The organism is Yoonia rosea (genome assembly GCF_900156505.1).
In the GTDB taxonomy this organism is placed as follows: Bacteria; Pseudomonadota; Alphaproteobacteria; order Rhodobacterales; family Rhodobacteraceae; genus Yoonia; species Yoonia rosea.
The window spans coordinates 783,176-800,756 of sequence record NZ_FTPR01000001.1 but is presented as its reverse complement, the minus strand read 5'-3'; the positions used below and the strand labels follow the sequence as shown (position 1 = coordinate 800,756).

General features: G+C 58.2%; 18 protein-coding genes. 12 read left to right on the top strand and 6 right to left on the bottom strand.

Annotation, left to right across the window (positions count from 1 at the left end; all coding sequences use genetic code 11):
* The first annotated feature begins 208 nt into the window (after positions 1-208).
* Positions 209-655 carry a type II 3-dehydroquinate dehydratase gene (gene aroQ, locus B0B09_RS03845; RefSeq protein WP_055292818.1) on the top strand — a complete coding sequence of 149 codons (447 nt, stop codon included), beginning with the start codon at positions 209-211 and terminating at the stop codon, positions 653-655.
* Positions 652-1,416, top strand: a complete 765-nt coding sequence (locus tag B0B09_RS03840) for an autoinducer binding domain-containing protein (protein WP_076658439.1) — start codon at positions 652-654, stop codon at positions 1,414-1,416. Before aroQ ends, B0B09_RS03840 begins: the two co-directional genes overlap by 4 nt.
* Positions 1,417-1,802: 386 nt before the next feature.
* On the opposite strand, the gene tsf is transcribed toward B0B09_RS03840, so the two are convergent.
* The 3 genes from tsf to B0B09_RS03825 all read right to left on the bottom strand — a co-directional run bounded on the left by tsf (position 1,803) and on the right by B0B09_RS03825 (position 5,134).
* Positions 1,803-2,675, bottom strand: a complete 873-nt coding sequence (gene tsf, locus B0B09_RS03835; RefSeq protein WP_055292816.1) for a translation elongation factor Ts — start codon at positions 2,673-2,675, stop codon at positions 1,803-1,805.
* 73 nt (positions 2,676-2,748) lie between these two features.
* Positions 2,749-3,519, bottom strand: a complete 771-nt coding sequence (gene rpsB, locus B0B09_RS03830; protein ID WP_055292815.1) for a 30S ribosomal protein S2 — start codon at positions 3,517-3,519, stop codon at positions 2,749-2,751.
* A 202-nt stretch (positions 3,520-3,721) separates the two neighbouring features.
* Entirely contained in the window at positions 3,722-5,134 is a 1,413-nt protein-coding gene (locus B0B09_RS03825; RefSeq protein WP_242654336.1) for a HupE/UreJ family protein, read from the bottom strand.
* On the opposite strand from B0B09_RS03825, the gene B0B09_RS03820 reads away from it, so the two are divergent.
* The 5 genes from B0B09_RS03820 (at position 5,133) to B0B09_RS03800 (ending at position 9,179) form a co-directional block, all read left to right on the top strand.
* Positions 5,133-5,933, top strand: a complete 801-nt coding sequence (locus B0B09_RS03820) for a DUF4198 domain-containing protein (RefSeq protein ID WP_076659778.1) — start codon at positions 5,133-5,135, stop codon at positions 5,931-5,933. The two genes, B0B09_RS03825 and B0B09_RS03820, sit on opposite strands and share 2 nt — an antisense overlap.
* Before the next feature lie 38 nt (positions 5,934-5,971).
* Complete coding sequence (locus B0B09_RS03815; protein ID WP_076658437.1) at positions 5,972-6,865, top strand: PfkB family carbohydrate kinase; 894 nt, start codon at positions 5,972-5,974, stop codon at positions 6,863-6,865.
* Positions 6,862-7,767, top strand: a complete 906-nt coding sequence (locus B0B09_RS03810; RefSeq protein ID WP_076658436.1) for a pseudouridine-5'-phosphate glycosidase — start codon at positions 6,862-6,864, stop codon at positions 7,765-7,767. Before B0B09_RS03815 ends, B0B09_RS03810 begins: the two co-directional genes overlap by 4 nt.
* A gap of 80 nt (positions 7,768-7,847) precedes the next feature.
* Positions 7,848-8,573 carry a DUF502 domain-containing protein gene (locus tag B0B09_RS03805; RefSeq protein ID WP_076658435.1) on the top strand — a complete coding sequence of 242 codons (726 nt, stop codon included), beginning with the start codon at positions 7,848-7,850 and terminating at the stop codon, positions 8,571-8,573.
* A gap of 3 nt (positions 8,574-8,576) precedes the next feature.
* Positions 8,577-9,179 carry a LysE/ArgO family amino acid transporter gene (locus B0B09_RS03800; RefSeq protein WP_076658434.1) on the top strand — a complete coding sequence of 201 codons (603 nt, stop codon included), beginning with the start codon at positions 8,577-8,579 and terminating at the stop codon, positions 9,177-9,179.
* On the opposite strand, the gene B0B09_RS03795 is transcribed toward B0B09_RS03800, so the two are convergent.
* Positions 9,172-10,203: a patatin-like phospholipase family protein gene (locus B0B09_RS03795; protein WP_076658433.1), complete on the bottom strand. Its 1,032-nt coding sequence runs from the start codon at positions 10,201-10,203 to the stop codon at positions 9,172-9,174. The two genes, B0B09_RS03800 and B0B09_RS03795, sit on opposite strands and share 8 nt — an antisense overlap.
* Complete coding sequence (locus B0B09_RS03790; RefSeq protein ID WP_076658432.1) at positions 10,200-10,973, bottom strand: 3-hydroxybutyrate dehydrogenase; 774 nt, start codon at positions 10,971-10,973, stop codon at positions 10,200-10,202. Before B0B09_RS03790 ends, B0B09_RS03795 begins: the two co-directional genes overlap by 4 nt.
* Before the next feature lie 271 nt (positions 10,974-11,244).
* Between B0B09_RS03790 and B0B09_RS03785 the strand changes: the two genes are divergently transcribed.
* Positions 11,245-13,059: an extracellular solute-binding protein gene (locus B0B09_RS03785; RefSeq protein ID WP_076658431.1), complete on the top strand. Its 1,815-nt coding sequence runs from the start codon at positions 11,245-11,247 to the stop codon at positions 13,057-13,059.
* Positions 13,060-13,189: 130 nt separating this feature from the next.
* Positions 13,190-13,537: a hypothetical protein gene (locus B0B09_RS03780; protein ID WP_076658430.1), complete on the top strand. Its 348-nt coding sequence runs from the start codon at positions 13,190-13,192 to the stop codon at positions 13,535-13,537.
* Here the strand turns inward: B0B09_RS03780 and B0B09_RS03775 are convergent.
* On the bottom strand, positions 13,534-14,157 hold the full coding sequence (locus tag B0B09_RS03775) for a helix-turn-helix domain-containing protein (protein WP_076658429.1): 624 nt from the start codon (positions 14,155-14,157) through the stop codon (positions 13,534-13,536). The two genes, B0B09_RS03780 and B0B09_RS03775, sit on opposite strands and share 4 nt — an antisense overlap.
* Before the next feature lie 65 nt (positions 14,158-14,222).
* On the opposite strand from B0B09_RS03775, the gene B0B09_RS03770 reads away from it, so the two are divergent.
* Genes B0B09_RS03770 through B0B09_RS03760 form a run of 3 tightly spaced genes read left to right on the top strand, consistent with a single transcriptional unit; the run spans position 14,223 to position 17,579 of the window.
* Positions 14,223-15,737: a class I adenylate-forming enzyme family protein gene (locus B0B09_RS03770; protein WP_076658428.1), complete on the top strand. Its 1,515-nt coding sequence runs from the start codon at positions 14,223-14,225 to the stop codon at positions 15,735-15,737.
* Positions 15,724-16,368: a DsbA family oxidoreductase gene (locus tag B0B09_RS03765; RefSeq protein ID WP_076658427.1), complete on the top strand. Its 645-nt coding sequence runs from the start codon at positions 15,724-15,726 to the stop codon at positions 16,366-16,368. The genes B0B09_RS03770 and B0B09_RS03765 overlap by 14 nt, the downstream gene beginning before the upstream one ends.
* A complete protein-coding gene (locus tag B0B09_RS03760) occupies positions 16,365-17,579 on the top strand; it encodes a multidrug effflux MFS transporter (protein ID WP_076658426.1) in 1,215 nt (404 codons plus the stop codon). The genes B0B09_RS03765 and B0B09_RS03760 overlap by 4 nt, the downstream gene beginning before the upstream one ends.
* Positions 17,580-17,581: the final 2 nt, after the last annotated feature.

The following is a 17,581-nucleotide window of genomic DNA, read 5'->3' as shown; positions in this document are numbered from 1 at the left end:
TGCTCCAGAAATTCACGTAACAACAACTTCCCTTTCAGCATTCCCTGGGCCATAGGCCTGGCATTTGCGAGCACCTACCGCACTTGGGTCTGAGTGTGCGAGCAAAACATGCCACTGTGAATGGCATATTCGGATGTGGTCGGAAACTGCAAAAATTTGTGGTGAAAAATCCGTTGGGCCCAATAGTTAAAGCTGTTAATGAAACCGCATGACACATTCTATCCTGATCCTAAACGGACCGAACCTGAACCTGCTTGGCACGCGCCAGCCCGAAGTCTACGGGCCAACGACGCTTGCCGATATCGAAGCCCTTTGCCACGAAAGGGCCAAGGCGCTGGGGGTTCAGATTGCTTTTGCGCAATCCAACCATGAAGGTGAAATGATTGACATGCTGCATGGCGCGCGCGGTGTGCATGCGGGTGTGATCCTGAATGCGGGTGCCTACACACATACCTCGGTCGCTTTGATGGATGCGATTTCAAGCATCATGTTGCCTGTGGTTGAGCTGCACCTGTCAAACATCCACGCCCGCGAGGCATTTCGCCAGAAATCCTATATCGCACCCGTTGCAGTAGGACAGATTTGCGGATTTGGCGCGGCCGGTTATCCTTTGGCGATTGATGCGCTTGTCTCATATATCGGGAAGGTCCAATGACATCATTGGTAGCGCAGCTTGCAAAGCTGACCAATGCCCACTCGGTCGAGGAACTGTGGGATCTTCACACCCGTCAGATGGCCACCTATGGTTTCGACAGGTTGATGTATGGATTCACCCGGTACCGGACATCAACAGGTCTTGGTGATCCGCAGGACTGGGTCCTGCTTTCAACCCAGACCGAAGAATACATGAATGTCTTTATCAATGAGGGGCTTTATACCTACGCTCCGATGTTGCGATGGGCGTTGGAAAATAGCGGCGCCTGCAGCTGGCGCTGGATGCTGGATATGGAACGTGTTGATCACCTCACCCCGAGCGAATTGCGGGTGGTCGAATTCAACAAATCCATGAACGTGACAGCCGGTTATACGATCAGCTTTCGTTCGGTCTCTGAACGCACCAAAGGTGCCATTGCTCTGACTGCAAAACCGGGCATGACACAAGATGCCGTGGAACAGGTGTGGGCCGAACATGGCGACGAAATTGTTGTCATGAACAACGTCATGCACCTCAAACTGCTGACCCTGCCCTATTCGGGTGATCGGACGCTGACCAAGCGACAGCGTGAGGTGTTGCAATGGGTGGGCGATGGCAAAACCACACAAGATATTGCAGCACTTTTGAAACTGACACCGGCGACGGTTGAGAAACACTTGCGGCTGGCACGCGATACGCTGGGTGTCGAAACCACGGCACAGGCTGTGTTGAAGGCCGCTTTCTACAATCAGATGTTTCTGATGGACCCAGAGACCGCCTGAGGGCCCGTGCGTCGGCGGTTCTGCGCCGCTTTTGAACAACTTTTTGTGAAGTCAGGTTTACCTTACTTTCGTGACCCGACGTAAGGTGGCAGTCTGACGATGTTCCGTGAGTGGTGGCCTTAGGCCTGGGAACATGAGGAAGTATTCCCTTGTAATTACAGGGCCCTGCTTTCTTGTTCCGGGTAACCGGATGCTGGCGTGGCAGGTTTGCCTGGTCGCGTCAGCGCTTTAACGATAGCGCTCAGTTTTTCGTCCCGAAACTGAACTGAGTATTCTCGTTGCGGCACCTGCTTTCTTCCGAGTGTGGTGTCGCGGATTTCCCTTAAAACGGGAAACGGCCCGCGATTGTTCATCGCGGGCCGTATTCTTTTTTCAAGGCACTTTGGTTAACCGTTCAGTTTTGCAACTTCGGCTGCGAAATCTTCTTCGGCTTTCTCGATGCCTTCACCTACTGCAAGGCGGATGTAACCTGTGATATCCACACCGGCCTCTTTAGCCGCCTGACCAACGGTCAGGTCGGGGTTCACAACAAACTGCTGGTTCAGCAATGTGACTTCGGCCATGTACTTTTGCATCCGGCCGATGATCATCTTTTCGATCACGGCCTCTGGCTTGCCGCTTTCACGTGCGATGTCCATCTGGACCTGCTTTTCCTTCTCGACCACTGCCGGATCAAGATCGGCCTCGGACAGGGACGCAGGGTTTGCAGCGGCGATGTGCATTGCAACCTGACGGCCAAAAGCCTCGTTGTCGCCGGACATTGCAACCAGAACGCCGATGCTGCCCATGCCGGGTGCGGCGGCGTTATGGACGTAGTTCACGACAGAACCACCTTCCAGTGTCGCCATACGACGCACGGACATGTTTTCACCGATCACGGCAACAGCGTCTGTTACGGTCTGCTCGACAGTCTTGCCGCCCATGTCAGCCGCCTTCAGGCCGTCGATGTCGGATGTGCCCAGGGCCACATTCGCGATGCTGGCAACCATTTTCTGGAAGTCTGCGTTTTTCGCGACAAAATCGGTCTCGGAGTTGACTTCAACAGCCACACCCTTGCCACCGGATACAGCAACAGCCACGAGGCCCTCTGCAGCGGTACGGCCGGATTTCTTGGCGGCTTTTGCGAGGCCCTTGGTGCGCAGCCAGTCGACTGCCGCTTCCATGTCGCCATCAGTTTCGGTCAGCGCCTTTTTGGCGTCCATCATGCCTGCGCCTGTGCTGTCGCGCAGCTCTTTCACCATTGCAGCGGTGATTGCCATGTTTCTTCTCCTTTGGAGGTAAAAAGGGATGGGCGGGGACAAACGTCCCCTGCCCTAAAAGATGTCGAATGGATTATTCGGCAGGTGCTGCTTCTTCGGCAACGACCTCTTCCACCAGCTCTTCGAGCTCGCCCATGTCAACGCCAGCGGCGCCCATCTGTGCGGTCATACCGTCAAGGGCAGCACGTGCAGCCAGATCGGTATAAAGTGCGATCGCGCGTGCGGCGTCGTCATTGCCGGGGATGACATAGTCGATGCCAGCAGGCGAGCAGTTGGTGTCAACAACAGCAACAACAGGGATGCCCAGCTTGTTGGCTTCTGCGATGGCCAGGTCTTCTTTGTTCACGTCAATGACGAACAGAAGGTCAGGCACGCCGCCCATTTCGCGGATACCGCCCAAGGATGCCTGCAGTTTGCCCTGCTCGCGCTCCATGCCAAGACGCTCTTTCTTGGTCAGGCCGGCAAAGCCGTTTGCGGAGGCTTCGTCGATAGCTTTCAGACGGTTGATGGACTGCGAAACTGTCTGCCAGTTTGTCAGCGTGCCACCCAACCAGCGGTGGTTCATATAGAACTGTGCGGATTTCTCTGCGGCTTCCATGATCGGCTTTGCTGCCTGACGCTTGGTGCCGACGAACAGAACGCGGCCGCCTTTGGCGACAGTGTCGCGGATGACTTGCAGCGCCTGGTCCAGCATTGGAACAGTCTGTGTCAGGTCCATAATGTGGATGCCGTTGCGCGAACCGTAGATGTATTGATCCATCTTGGGGTTCCAGCGGGCGGTCTGGTGACCAAAGTGTACGCCTGCTTCAAGCAGCTGACGCATGGAGAACTCGGGAAGAGCCATGTCGTTTTCCTTTTCCGGTTTCAAGCCTCAGCGGGGGATCAGCATCATGCCAACCGGTGGATCCTTTGGGATGTCTCCCCATTGGACCCGCCCCCGCCTGCGGGATTAAGTGAGCGCTCTTTAGCGGGGGTCGCGCGCTTGCGCAAGCCTCAGGATGCCTCCGGCGGGAGTTTTTAAGGGCAAGATGATATGCAGACCCGCATTAGATACCCGTGAGCGTGCCATATGACCGTTCGATGAACCAGTAAAGGCCAATCGCGGCGATCACGACCGAGGCCGGAACAGCCACGAAAAGGCGGTAGGCGTCAATGCGGTCACGCAGCACAATCGAGATACTGCAAAGCACCGCCATCGCAACGAAGGTGACAGCAAAAAGCAACGCGGGTGTATCGAGGAGCAAAAGCGGAGACGCCAGCACAGCCGGGATCTGCGCACTGTCGAACGCGATCAGCGCCACGCCGACCACGGCAAGAACGCCGTAAAGCACGAGTCCCTTTGTGATGTCATTCGCACCGCGATCAATGCGCAACGCCTGCCAGACGAAAAAGAACATCACCGCGATCACGGCAAGCTGTCCCACCTCGACGCCGACGTTAAAGCCGATCAAGGCGGCAACAAAGGTTTCCTCGGGCAGACCGAATTCCGCCAGTACCGATGCAAAGCCAAGCCCGTGCAACAGACCGAAAATGAAGATCACGAAAGGCCGCCATGGGCTGATCCCTCGCGTAAAGATATTCTCAATGGCGACATAGGCGATCGACAGCGCAATCAGCGGCTCGACGATATCAATAAAGGCAATGCCAAAGGCATTTTGCGTGAATTCATCAGCAAAATCGGTATAGCCGAGGGCCGCCGCCGCCAGTGTGATCGTGTGGGCCAGTGTAAAGAGCGATACCTGCAACAATAGCGGGCGGAACCTTGCGGCCAGAAAGAACAGCCCCAATACAAAAAGGATATGATCCAGCCCCTTGGGCACGATGTGGTCAAACCCCACGGGAGTGTAGTTGGCAAATGTCACCCACCATGTTGTCTGTCCGCCACCCGCAAGCGAAATCTGATCCGACAACGCGCCACCGGCAAGATAGCCATCGTAGGGCAAAGGGACATCCATCTGGCGTAAGACAAGCACGCCAAATTCGGGGGCCCACCCCACCTGGACGGTCGCGACCCCTGCGGGCAGCTCGGCGCTGAATTCAAAGACGGAAAAGCGGACAACCTCAACATTTCCCACGGGGTCGACCGCGACAGACCCGAAGGTCGGCACCAAAGGCATGCCATCTGCTGTCAGCGTGATCCCTTGGGCCATCTGCGGCCAGAAGGCCTCGAATTGCGCGGCAAGCTCAGCTGGCGGAAGCGCACGCAAGCGATCATAGATCTCGGCCCGGTCGCTGTCATTGATATCCTCTGTTTCGGCCAGGTTCACACCGGCTATGAAGCTTTCGATATTTGCGCGAACCTCAAATCGCAATTCACCTTCAACCGCGCGCATGTCGGCGATCGCGGGAATCACCTCATGGGCCTGCGCAGTTGACAGTGTCGTGAACCAAATGAGGAGAGCGCTTGACAACAACCGCAGAAAGGCCACCCTCACCCGCGTAATAGGGGAAATATCCATGCGCATTCTTGCCTTCGCTTTCATTGTATTTGCAGCACCTGCAGAGGCCCACGAGTTTTGGATCGAACCAACCGATTATCAGGTGGAGGCCGACGGTAGCCTTGAGGCAGATATTGTCAATGGGGAAGAGTTTGCGGGCGTCAAGCTGGCCTATCTGCCGCAGCGCTTTGTGAACTTTGTGCTTTTTGCCGGCGATGCCTCGGCCCGTGTGACCGGACGGACGGGCGATACCCCCGCGTTGCAGCAGGAGCCAGTGGCAGAGGGGCTGAACATCGCGGCCTATCAGGCCAACAGTGCGACGGTGGATTACGAGAATTGGGAAAGGTTCCAACGTTTCGTTGATCATAAGGACTTTGGCGATGTGCTGTCCCAGCATGAGGCACGCGGCCTGCCGCTCGAGAATTTTACCGAGGTTTATTCCCGTTATTCCAAATCCCTGATCGGCGTCGGCAACAGCGCTGGTGCGGATCGCCGTGTGGGGTTGGAGACCGAGATCGTCGCCCTGACCAATCCCTATACGGATGATCTGAGCGACGGCTTTCAGGTGCAGGTCTATTACCGCAATGACCTGCGCGCCAACACACAGGTTGAAGTCTTTGAGAAAGCGGCTGATTCACAGGTTTCAATCTCGCTTTACCAAACCGATGAAAACGGGATCGCGACGTTCCCCGTGCGGCCTGGCTATAGCTACATGGTAGATGCGGTTGTCCTGCGCGAACCTAATGAACGGCTGGCCGAGCTATCCGGTGCTGTCTGGGAAACGCTCTGGGCCAATCTGACGTTTGCTGTTCCCGACTAGGACTTGCCCTTGGCGCGGCTCTCGGTCAGAAGACGCGCATGACCAAGACACCTGACATTTTGTGCATCGGGTCCGTCCTGTGGGACGTGATCGGGCGCGCGGCCAGCCACATGCGCGTGGGCTCTGATGTGCCGGGGCGGATCACCCGTCTGCCCGGCGGCGTGGCCATGAATATCGCGATGACCCTGCGCCGCTTTTCCATGACGCCTGCCCTGCTGACCACCGTCGGCCGCGATGCCGAGGGCGAAGAACTGATGGGCGAAGCGATCCGCATGGGCATGATTTGCGATTATATGTACCGCTCGGATGACCTGCCGACAGATGTGTATATGGCGATTGAGGGGGCCAATGGGCTGGTCGCGGCCATTGCCGATGCGCATTCGCTTGAAGCCGCGGGGGAAAAAATCCTGCGCCCTCTGGCAGACGGCCGCTTGGGATCTGCCGAGACCCCATTCGCAGGGCTTGTTGCGCTTGATGGCAACCTGACCGAGGAATTGTTGCAAGTTATTGCCACATCACCACTTTTTGCTGCCACTGATTTGCGTGTCGCGCCGGCATCCCCCGGCAAGGCTGAGCGGCTTTTGGCGCTTGTCGGGCACCCCTCAGCTACGCTTTATGTGAACCTTGAAGAGGCCGGGTTGCTCTGCCAGAGCGCATTCGAGACATCGGCCGATGCCGCCGTAGCCCTGATCAAACGGGGCGCGCACCGTGTTCTGGTGACCGATGGCGGCAAATCCGCCTCCGAAGGGACCGCAGGGGATATCATCACGCAAACTCCGCCCGCCGTCATGGTCACGCGCGTGACCGGCGCGGGCGATACCTTTATGGCCGCGCATATCGCGTCCGAGGCACAAGGCATGGACCGTGCCGCCTCGCTGACCCGCGCTTTGAACGCCGCCGCCACCTATGTTTCCGGAGAAACACCCCTATGATCCCGATCCACTATAGCACCGAAGTCGCCGCCGCTCGCACATCCGGCGCAGCCATCGTGGCGCTGGAAAGTACCATCATTACCCACGGTATGCCCTTCCCGCAGAACGTTGAAACCGCGCGGCTGGTCGAAGACGATGTGCGCGCGGCCGGTGCCGTGCCTGCAACGATCGCTGTGCTGGACGGCAAGCTGCACGTGGGGCTGGAACTCGAGACGCTTGAGGCATTGGGTCAGGCGCAGAATGTCGCCAAACTGTCGCGTGCCGACATGGCGGCCTGCATTGCAACGGGTGGGACAGGTGCCACGACGGTTGCCGCGACCATGATTGCGGCGCATCTGGCAGGTATCCATGTCTTTGCGACAGGCGGGATTGGCGGTGTGCATCGCGGAGCGGAGCATAGCTTTGATATCTCGGCTGATCTGCACGAATTGGCACAAACGCCTGTCACGGTTGTCGGCGCGGGGGCGAAGGCCATTCTTGATCTGCCGAAAACATTCGAAGTGCTGGAAACGCTGGGTGTGCCAGTGATTGCCTACGGGCAAGACCGCCTGCCCGCTTTCTGGTCTGCCAGCTCTGATCTGCCTGCCCCATTGCGCATGGACACGCCCGAAGACATCGCAAGGGCCCAACAGACCCGCTCGGCGATGGGCCTGCAGGGTGGACAGCTGGTGGCCAATCCGATCCCGCAAGCTGATGAAATTCCCGCCGAGGTACTGCACCCGATCATCACACAGGCCCTGCAAGAGGCCGAGGCACAAGGGATCACCGCCAAAGCCGTCACACCCTTCCTGCTGGGACGTATCTTTGAACTGACCGAAGGGCGTTCGTTGACTGCAAATATTGCCCTTGTGCGGAACAATGCGCGGTTAGCTGCACAAATTGCCATCGCAATGACGAAATAGCGCTGTGACGGTCCGATGACTGCTTGCTGCAAGGGCGCGCAACACCTAAGTGTTCGGCAAGAGAGTTCGAGACCATCAAAATGATCGACCCACATTCAGACGACAAGCGCCGCCATCAGCCGGGCATCATTGCCAGATTGCGCAGTAATTTTCTGGCGGGTCTGATTATTGTGGCCCCCATCGGGTTGACCATCTGGCTGATCTGGACGGCCGTTGGCTGGGTCGATAGCTGGGTCTGGCCCTTTATCCCGGATGCCTATCAGCCCACCGCCCTCTTGAATGGCCTCTTGGGGCTGGAAGGCGAAGACCAGATCGCGGTGAACGTGCGCGGTGTTGGCGTGGTGATTTTCCTGATCTTCACCATCATCGTCGGTTGGGTCGGCAAGGGGCTGATCGGGCGTTCTTTTCTTGGCATAGGTGAACGGTTCGTCGACCGGATGCCGGTTGTCCGTTCGATCTATAACGCGGTCAAACAGATTGCGGAAACGGTCTTTTCGCAGCGTGAAACCTCATTCGATAGGGCCTGTCTGGTCGAATACCCGCGCAAGGGCATCTGGGCCATTGCCTTTATTTCGATCAATGCCAAAGGCGAGATTGATAGCAAACTGAACGACGGTGAGCCTTTCGTGACTGTGTTCTTGCCGACCACGCCGAACCCGACTTCGGGGTTCCTGCTGTTCCTGCCCAAGCGCGACATCAAGGAGCTGGATATGACGGTCGAGGATGCAGCCAAGCTCGTGATTTCGGCAGGTCTTGTCTATCCAAACGACAAATCCGCCCTGCCCGTTACGAACCCCGCAGACTAACGGATGATCCCTGCAGCCCTGACCGGTTTCGCGACGGCTTTTGCCTTGATCCTTGCGATCGGTGCGCAGAACGCCTTTGTCCTGCGGCAAGGCCTGTTACGGGCGCATGTCTTTTGGCTTTGCCTGCTTTGCGCGGCCTCTGATGCGATCCTGATCACTGCAGGTGTGCTTGGTTTCGGGTATATCGTGACGCTTTATCCGATGCTGCCACAGATCATGGCCTGGGGCGGTGCCGCGTTTCTTGCCGTTTATGGAGCGTTGCGCCTGTGGGCGGCGTGGCAAGGCGCATATACGCTGCAACTCGCCGGAAAAAGCGCAGGTCTCTGGGCCACACTGGCAACTGGTGCGGCCTTTACGTGGCTGAACCCGCATGTCTATCTTGATACGCTTGGTCTTGTGGGGGCGATATCAACGCAGTTTGTCGACCCGATCGAGAAAACAGCTTTCGGGATCGGTGCGGTCACATCGTCGTTCGTTTTCTTCTTCAGCCTTGGCTATGGCGCGCGTCTGTTGGCCCCTGTGATGCAATCGGCACGCGCATGGCGGATACTTGATATTGTGATCGGGGTCGTGATGTGGGCGCTGGCGTTCAAATTGCTTAGTTGAACATCTCGGTCAGATTGACCGAACTGCGTTTGCCGATGTCTTTTTTGTGCTGCGCAAGGAATGCATCCGCCGCCGCCTCGCCCGCCTCTTTCAGTCGCGCAAGGATCACAGGTGTCGGGATGGTTTTGGTGGCGACATTCAGCGCGTTCATCAGCGCGTCATCCGCGATCATGTGCACCAGCACATCCTTCATCGTCCCGCGTTTGATCGACCCATCGGCCAGCAGGCGTTTCACGAATTCGATGGCGCGTAACTCACGCAACAATGAGCTGTTGAAGCTGATCTCGTTCACACGGTTTTCGATGGATTGGCTGTCCATCGGCAGCTCTTCGCGATACAGAGGATTGATATTCACGATCAGAAGATCGTCCGGCAAGTCATTGGCAAACAATGGGAAAAGTGCAGGATTTCCTGTATAGCCCCCATCCCAGAATGCCTCGACCGTGCCGGTCTGCGGGTCTTCGAATTCCACGGCCTGAAACAGGCTCGGCAAACAGGCAGAGGCCATAATCACCTCGGGCATGATTTCGTCACCGGTGAACACGCGGATCTTGCCCGAGCGCACGTTCGTGGCACAGATGTGCAATGCGGGGCCGGTGCCGGCACAGACCGCATCGTAGTGAAATTTCTTCACGATCTTGGCTAGCGGGTTCTGCATCGCGGGGCCGTAGACATAAGGCGAAAACATCCGCGTGGTCATGTCAAAGGCCGTGTAGGCAGGCGAATACTTGAGTGCTTTGGCCCAGAGTTCGGCAGTGGGCGATGCAGCCCCGATCCACGGGGTAAACTGCGGGTCAGTGACCGCGCCGATCTGGTTCCAAAGCCAATCAAGGTTCGCCAGCGCGCCAGCACGGCCATTTGCAACCCAGCCGGATTTGAGCGCTGCCGCATTCAGCGCACCCGCAGATGTGCCGGAAATAGCCGCAATCTCAATATCGTCGTCTTGCAACAACCGGTTGAGAACACCCCAGGTGAAGGCGCCATGCGCGCCCCCGCCTTGCAGTGCGAGATTGATCCGCTTCACAGGGCCGTCCAGCCGCCATCCACGCTGATGGTGGTGCCGGTGATCTGGGCTGCCGCATCCGAGCACAAGAAAACCGCTGTGCCGCCCAACTGTTCGGTGGTCGCGAATTCCTTGGATGGTTGGCGTTCCAGCATGACGTTCTTGATCACGTCCTCGCGGGACATGTTGTATTCCTTCATCGTGTCGGGGATTTGTGCCTCGACCAATGGTGTCAGCACATAGCCCGGACAGATCGCGTTGCAGGTGATCGGATCGCGCGCCGTTTCCAGACCGATGGTCTTGGTGAACCCGACGATGCCGTGTTTGGCAGCGACATAGGCAGATTTATAGGGCGATGCCGTCAAGCCATGCGCCGAGGCGATGTTGATGATCCGGCCATAGCCGCGTTCACGCATCCCCGTCACAGCGGCGGCGGTGGTGTGAAAGGCCGATGTCAGGTTGATCGCGATGATTGCGTCCCATTTGGCGGCGGGAAAATCCTGCACCGGTGCGACGTGCTGGATACCGGCGTTGTTGACCAGAATATCGCAGCCACCTGCGGCCACGATCAGGCGGCGGCAATCCTCGCCTTTGGACATGTCGGCCTGCACATATTTGGCCTCAACCCCTGTGACATCCGCGATTTCCGCGGCCAGCGCGTGATCCTCTTCCGTGTCGGTGAACGAGTTCAAGACAACATTGGCCCCCGCCTTGGCCAATTCGCGGGCGATTCCAAGACCGATGCCCGAATTCGATCCGGTAATAACGGCAGTTTTTCCTGACAGGGACATAGTTTGGCTCCGATTCTATTTCTTTGCGACTCAGTGTATATGCTGCAACTGCGAAAGCCACGAAACGGTTGCGTGAGCCATAAAAAAAACGCCCGCACAAGGCGGGCGTAAAGTTATTGAGGCAGGTTTCATACAGGCAAGAAACCTATCGAGCAGTGATCTCTTTATAAGCAATCCCTTGCCCGCCTCCAAGCTAAAAGTTTGAAAAGGTTGGTAACCCTCTTTACGATCCGATGCTAAGAGCAGAGAGAACCGCAAAGGGCACACCGAAATGAGACGACTTTCGCGCAGAGCAATCCGCAGCACAGCCTTCGCAGTGGCGCTGGGACTGGCAGGGCAAACAGGCTTTGCCGAACCCCGGCATGGCATAGCTATGTATGGCGATCCTGCCCTACCACCTGATTTTGTGTCCCTCCCCTACGCCAACCCCGACGCGCCCAAGGGCGGGCAGATCGTCACGGCTGAGGTTGGCAGCTTTGACAGCCTCAATCCGTTTATCCGCAAAGGGTCGACACCATGGCAGTTGCGGTTCTTCTTGGGCGAGAGCTTTATGGGCCGGTCTTTGGACGAACCCTTCTCGCTTTATGGTGTTCTGGCCGAATCGGTTGAGACCGGACCGAACCGCGAGTGGGTGGAATTCACCCTGCGCCAAGGGGCGGAATTCTCGGACGGGAGCCCCGTGACCATCGAAGACGTCATGTGGTCTTATGAAACCTTGGGCACCGTGGGCCACCCCCGCTATCTGGGTTTCTGGGCCAAGGTCGCCAGTATGGAACAAACCGGCGAACGGTCCGTGCGGTTTACCTTCACCGAAGAAGACCGCGAACTGGCCTTGCTGGCGGGCCTGCGCCCGATCCTGAAAAAGGCGCAGTGGGACGGCGTGGACTTTGCTGAAAGCACAACCGAGGTCGTGCCGATCACATCGGCCCCCTATGTGATCGCCGATTACGACCCGGGGCGGTTTGTTTCACTGCGCCGCAATCCCGATTACTGGGGTGCGGATGTGCCGTTCCGTGTGGGCACCAACAACCTTGATGAGGTCCGGCTGGAATTTTTCGGCGATGAAACCGCCGCGTTCGAGGCCTTCAAGGTGGGCGAGGTGAATTCCAACCGCGAATTCAACGTGGCCCGCTGGGAAAGCCAGTACAATTTCCCCGCCGTGCAGGACGGCGATGTGGTGTTGTCGATCCTGCCGCATGAACGCCCCTCGGGGATGACAGGGTTTGTCATGAACACCCGCCGCGACCAGTTTGCCGATTGGCGTGTGCGCGATGCGATGATCCATGCCTTCAACTTTGAGTTCATCAACGAGGCGATGACAGGATCGGCCCAACCGCGCATCACCTCTTATTGGTCGAACTCGCCCTTGGGCATGTCGCATGGCCCCGCCGAAGGGCGCGTTGCAGAATTCCTTGCACCATTCGCCGCCGATCTGACGCCCGACGCGCTTGAGGGGTATGCCCTGCCCGTCAGCGATGGATCCGAGCGTAACCGTGCAGGCACCGCAGCGGCCCTTGCCCAGATGGAAGCCGCAGGCTGGACGGTGCAGAATGGCGTGATGGCTAATGCCGCGGGCACGCCTTTCACCTTTGAAATCCTGCTCCCGCAGGGCAGTTCGGAAAATCAGGCGATCATCGACATGTATACGGAATCGCTCGCGCGGATCGGGGTGACGCCGACCGTTGCCGTGGTGGATAGCGCGCAATTTGCCGAACGCACCGATGCCTTTGATTTTGACATGACCTATTACCGGCGCGGTGTGTCGCTGTCGCCCGGCAACGAGCAGTACGTATACTACGGGTCCGAGGCCGCGGACACGCCCGGTGGCAGCAACCTGATGGGTGTCAAATCGCCGGCAGTAGATGCGATGATCGGCCGTCTGCTGACGTCGGAAAGTCAGGATGACTTTGTGGCGGCTGTCAAAGCGCTTGACCGGACCTTGACCGCTGGCCGCTATGTCATCCCGATCTATCAGTGGAACATCAGCCGGCTTGCCCATGCCAAAGAACTCCGTTTTCCCGAAGAAATCCCGATTTTTGGCGACTGGCCCGGCTGGCAACCTGATGTCTGGTGGTACGCGGAATAACAGGTCTTGATAAAAGGGCGCGGTCATCACCGCGCCCTTTTTCCATCCATCACCGTGATCTTTGCGGGCATTTCGGAACCAAACCGATATCTCGATCGTTTCCTTTTCAACCAAAGAAGGAAACCGAATTATGAAATGGAACGATGTCGCATCACACTGGACTGCTTTTCTCCCCCGGATCACGACACGTTGGCCCGACCTTGATGAAAACGAAGTCATTGCCATTGATGGCGATCAGGATGCTTTTGTGGCCTATCTTGCCTCGTTCAATGATCAGGACACAGTCACTGCGAAAAGCGAACTGGATGAATGGTTGATGGGCGAACAGCCTGCGGATGCGGTCATGGACCCCACGCGCGATAACGCACAGATTAGCGCCACAACTGAAAACGTTCCGGCGGGCGAAGATCCGTCAGATGATGATCGGCGTTTTGGCGACGATCTCACGCCGCAGCCGCCAATCGACCGTGCCGGTTAGACCAGTGACGTGACCCAAAGGATCGTCGCATCCTCGGCGCTGACCGAAACAACATTGTGCCCCATGGCAGCGTCATAATAGGCGCTGTCGCCGCGCTTGAGCTCAATAGGCTCATAAAACTCGGTGTAGAGCCGGATGTGACCGGTGAGCACATAGAGAAACTCTTCGCCGTCATGGCGCACCCAGCCGTCAAAATCCTCGATCTTGCGCGCGCGGATACGGGCACGATAGGGCAGCATCTTTTTGGTGGTCAGCGCCTCGGCCAGCATCGCGTGTTCATATGTGGTCGTGACCTTGGCAGTTTCCTCGCCGTTGCGTGTGACCGCCATACGCCCGTTGACCTGCCCCTTTGAGGGCGGCGTGAACAGCTGAGGTACCGAAATCTCTAGCCCGACCGCCAGTTTTTTTAGCGCGTCATAGGTCGGTGACATCTGGCCGTTTTCGATCTTGGACAGGGTCGAGCGCGCAAGCCCCGCCTGCTGCGCCGCTTGTTCCAGCGTCCAGTCGCGGGCTTTGCGTAATTCACGCACACGCGCGCCCAGATCAAGCGGTTGTGCAACACTTGCTTCGCCGTTCTCGCGCGCGACGCGGATGATATCTTTGGGGCCGTTTTCTGTCATGCACTTCCTATTAAGCAGCCCGCTTGGATCTTGCAACAGCACCCGGGTGTGGGTAGCGGTGAGACATGCTGTCGCTCGTACAATCAGATAGGTATCCGCCCGCTCCGCGCCAGTTCAATCTCGCCGCCTATGTGCTGGCCCATGCGGACCGTCTGGGCGACAAAACTGCGCTGCGCATTATCGGCATGCAGGGCAGCGACAGCTTTGACTACCGTTTCCTGAAACGCGCGGTTCTCGGGACCGCCACCGGACTGCGCGCGTTGGTGCAACCGAGGCAAAGGATAATCCTCCAGCTTGGCAATACGCCGGAATTCCCGATTGCTTTTTTGGGTGCGATTGCGGCCGGCATTGTTCCGGTGTCTTTGTCGCGCGCCCTGTCCGAGCATGAATACAGCAATGTGGTCAAGACGATCCGGCCCGCGTTGGAAATCCGCGCGGCCAGCGCACCACAGACATCGCGCAGCGCGCTCCCATTCGCAGCGCTGCGCCGTTTTTGGACGTTGCCGCAAGCGGGTTTTGCCTTTGGTGACCCGAACCGCCCTGCCTATATCATCTATACGTCGGGCACGAGCGGCCGCCCTACCCCTGTGGTGCACGCGCACCGCGCAATCTGGGCGCGCCGGATGATGTGGGATGGCTGGTACGGGCTGCGCGAAGATGACCGGATGCTGCACGCGGGTGCTTTCAACTGGACCTACACTTTGGGCACCGGACTGCTCGACCCTTGGTCAATCGGGGCGACGGCACTGATCCCCGAAAGCGACGTCACCCCCGATCAATTGCCAATGCTGATGAAACGCTTCGATGCAACGCTCTTTGCCGCAGCGCCAGGCATTTACCGCAGGCTCTTGCGGGCGGACATACCGCCGCTTCCCGCGCTTCGCCACGGGCTCTCTGCGGGTGAAAAACTCTCGGCGCGGGACCGTGCCGATTGGCAGGATAAAACCGGCACACAGGTGCATGAGGCCTTCGGGATGTCCGAGTGTTCCACCTTCATCTCATCCGCTCCGGACAGGCCCGTCCCCGCAGGGGCTGCGGGGTTTGTCCAGCCAGGCCGCAGCGTGGCGCTAATTGGCCCTGACGGGCCGGTCCCGCGTGGCACAGTTGGTACAATCGCGGTCCACAAGGACGATCCGGGCCTGATGCTGGGCTACCTTGACCGCCCCGAGGAAACAGCCGCGCGCTATCAGGGCGACTGGTTTGTCACCGGTGATCTGGCCACGATGGACGAAAGCGGTGCGATCACCTACGCCGGCCGCGCCGATGATATGATGAACGCAGGCGGCCACCGCGTCAGTCCGATTGAGGTGGAAGACGCGTTGACCGCGCATCCGCTGATCGCGGAGGCCGCTGCTTGCGCTGTGCAGGTGCGCACAGGGGTTCATGTGATTGCGGGGTTTTACGTCGCGACAGACGTGATAGATGAAGAGGAACTCCGCGATTTCGTAGCTGCGCGTCTGGCCACTTACAAACGGCCCCGCCTGTTGATCGCCCGAGACAGACTTCCCCGCGGGGCCAACAACAAACTTTTGCGCCGCGTGCTGCGCGACGAATGGGAGACCACCTATGGTCAAGCTTGATATCATATCCGATCCGATCTGCCCTTGGTGCTATATCGGGAAAACGAACTTGGATAAGGCACTGGTGCAATTCCCCGACCACCCGTTCACAATCGAATGGCACCCGTTCCAGCTCAACCCCGACATGCCCGCAGAAGGCATGGACCGCCGCGCCTATCTGGAGGGCAAATTCGGCGGCAAGGAAGGCGCTGTCAAAGCCTACGCCCCTGTCGTCGCACATGCCGAAAAATCCGGCGCGCATATCAACTTTGAAGCCATCCACCGCACCCCCAACACGATCGACGCCCACCGCCTGATCCACTGGGCGGGCATCGAACAGCGCCAGTCCTTTGTCGTGGACCTTTTGTTCAAAGCCTATTTCGTCGATGGGCGCGATATCAGCGACCACGAAGTGCTGGCCGATGTTGCCGACACTGCCGAAATGGACGCGGCAATGGTCACGAAACTGCTTGGCTCGGATGCGGATACGGACGACATCCGCGCCCGTGACAAGCACAGCCGCGAAATGGGCGTAAACTCGGTCCCTACATTTATTGTCGCCCACAAACATGCGGTTCCCGGCGCGCAGCCGCCCGAAATGTGGGTGGACGTGATTAAAGACATCATGGCGCAGATGGCTGCCGACGAATGAACGTGTCACCGAAAGCCCGCGCATTGCCACAGACCGAGTTTATCGCATTGATGGCGATGGTCTCGGCGACTGTGGCGTTTTCGATTGATGCGATGCTGCCTGCGCTTCCGGAAATGGCGGCCGCACTTTCGCCGGACGACTTCAACCGCGTGCAGCTGATCATCACCAGCTTTATTCTGGGCCTGGGCGTGGGCACTTTCTTTACCGGACCGCTGTCTGATGCCTTTGGGCGCAAGCCTGTCATGGTCGGCGGTACGATCATTTACATGCTTGGAAGTGCCGCCGCATGGCAGGCCCAAACGCTTGAGGTCATGCTGGCGGCCCGTGTGCTGCAAGGGCTTGGGGCCGCAGGTCCACGCGTGGTGGCGATGGCACTGATCCGTGATCTATACGCAGGGCCGCAGATGGCACGTATCCTGTCATTCGTGATGATCATCTTCACGCTGGTTCCTGCCATCGCACCCACCATGGGACATTACATCGTGACAGCCTTCGACTGGCACGCGATCTTTGTGGCCTGCATCCTGTTTTCCTTCATCACAACCACCTGGCTGCTGATCCGCCAACCGGAAACCCTGCGCCCTGAGAACCGCCGACCGCTCAGCGGCGGCGCGCTCTGGCGCGCCTTGATCGAGATGTTCACCCACCCAACCGCGCGCCTCTCGATCCTGATCCAGACGCTCACATTTGCGATGCTTTACAGCATCCTGTCCTCAACCCAGCCGATCTTTGATCTGACATACGGGCAAGGTGACAACTTTCACCTCTGGTTCGGCGGCATCGCGGTCGTGGCATCCTCATCAGGCTTTTTGAACGCGCGCCTTGTTGTCAGGCTGGGGATGCGCGCAATTATCAAGGCAATGTACACCGCGCAAATTTTCATGACGCTTCTGCTGATTGCTGTGCTGGTGACAGGCACGCCGGACCACATCGCCTTTCCGGTCTACGTCCTTTGGGTCCTGTCCAACTTCTTTCAGGCAGGCCTGAGTATCGGCAACCTCAACGCACTCGGCATGGAGGAGATGGGACATATGGCCGGGCTTGCCGCCTCTGTCCTGACCTCGGTCGCCACAGTGGGCGGTGTGCTGATTGCTGTACCCATCGCGTTGCTTTTCGACGGCACACCCCTGCCCGCCGCGATCGGATCGCTGGTACTGGCCTCAATCGCCCTTTGGCTCACGACGCAAATCAAACGCCCCGGCGAAACCTAGGG

Coding starts and splice junctions, on each gene's coding strand:
- B0B09_RS03840 (WP_076658439.1), top strand. CDS start 652: ATGACATCATTGGTAGCGCAGCTTGCAAAGCTGACCAATGCCCACTCG.
- B0B09_RS03810 (WP_076658436.1), top strand. CDS start 6,862: ATGATCCCGATCCACTATAGCACCGAAGTCGCCGCCGCTCGCACATCC.
- B0B09_RS03780 (WP_076658430.1), top strand. CDS start 13,190: ATGAAATGGAACGATGTCGCATCACACTGGACTGCTTTTCTCCCCCGG.
- B0B09_RS03825 (WP_242654336.1), bottom strand. CDS start 5,134: ATGGATATTTCCCCTATTACGCGGGTGAGGGTGGCCTTTCTGCGGTTG.
- aroQ (WP_055292818.1), top strand. CDS start 209: ATGACACATTCTATCCTGATCCTAAACGGACCGAACCTGAACCTGCTT.
- B0B09_RS03790 (WP_076658432.1), bottom strand. CDS start 10,973: ATGTCCCTGTCAGGAAAAACTGCCGTTATTACCGGATCGAATTCGGGC.
- B0B09_RS03815 (WP_076658437.1), top strand. CDS start 5,972: ATGACCAAGACACCTGACATTTTGTGCATCGGGTCCGTCCTGTGGGAC.
- B0B09_RS03805 (WP_076658435.1), top strand. CDS start 7,848: ATGATCGACCCACATTCAGACGACAAGCGCCGCCATCAGCCGGGCATC.
- B0B09_RS03770 (WP_076658428.1), top strand. CDS start 14,223: ATGCTGTCGCTCGTACAATCAGATAGGTATCCGCCCGCTCCGCGCCAG.
- B0B09_RS03760 (WP_076658426.1), top strand. CDS start 16,365: ATGAACGTGTCACCGAAAGCCCGCGCATTGCCACAGACCGAGTTTATC.
- B0B09_RS03765 (WP_076658427.1), top strand. CDS start 15,724: ATGGTCAAGCTTGATATCATATCCGATCCGATCTGCCCTTGGTGCTAT.
- B0B09_RS03775 (WP_076658429.1), bottom strand. CDS start 14,157: ATGACAGAAAACGGCCCCAAAGATATCATCCGCGTCGCGCGCGAGAAC.
- B0B09_RS03820 (WP_076659778.1), top strand. CDS start 5,133: ATGCGCATTCTTGCCTTCGCTTTCATTGTATTTGCAGCACCTGCAGAG.
- tsf (WP_055292816.1), bottom strand. CDS start 2,675: ATGGCAATCACCGCTGCAATGGTGAAAGAGCTGCGCGACAGCACAGGC.
- B0B09_RS03800 (WP_076658434.1), top strand. CDS start 8,577: ATGATCCCTGCAGCCCTGACCGGTTTCGCGACGGCTTTTGCCTTGATC.
- rpsB (WP_055292815.1), bottom strand. CDS start 3,519: ATGGCTCTTCCCGAGTTCTCCATGCGTCAGCTGCTTGAAGCAGGCGTA.
- B0B09_RS03785 (WP_076658431.1), top strand. CDS start 11,245: ATGAGACGACTTTCGCGCAGAGCAATCCGCAGCACAGCCTTCGCAGTG.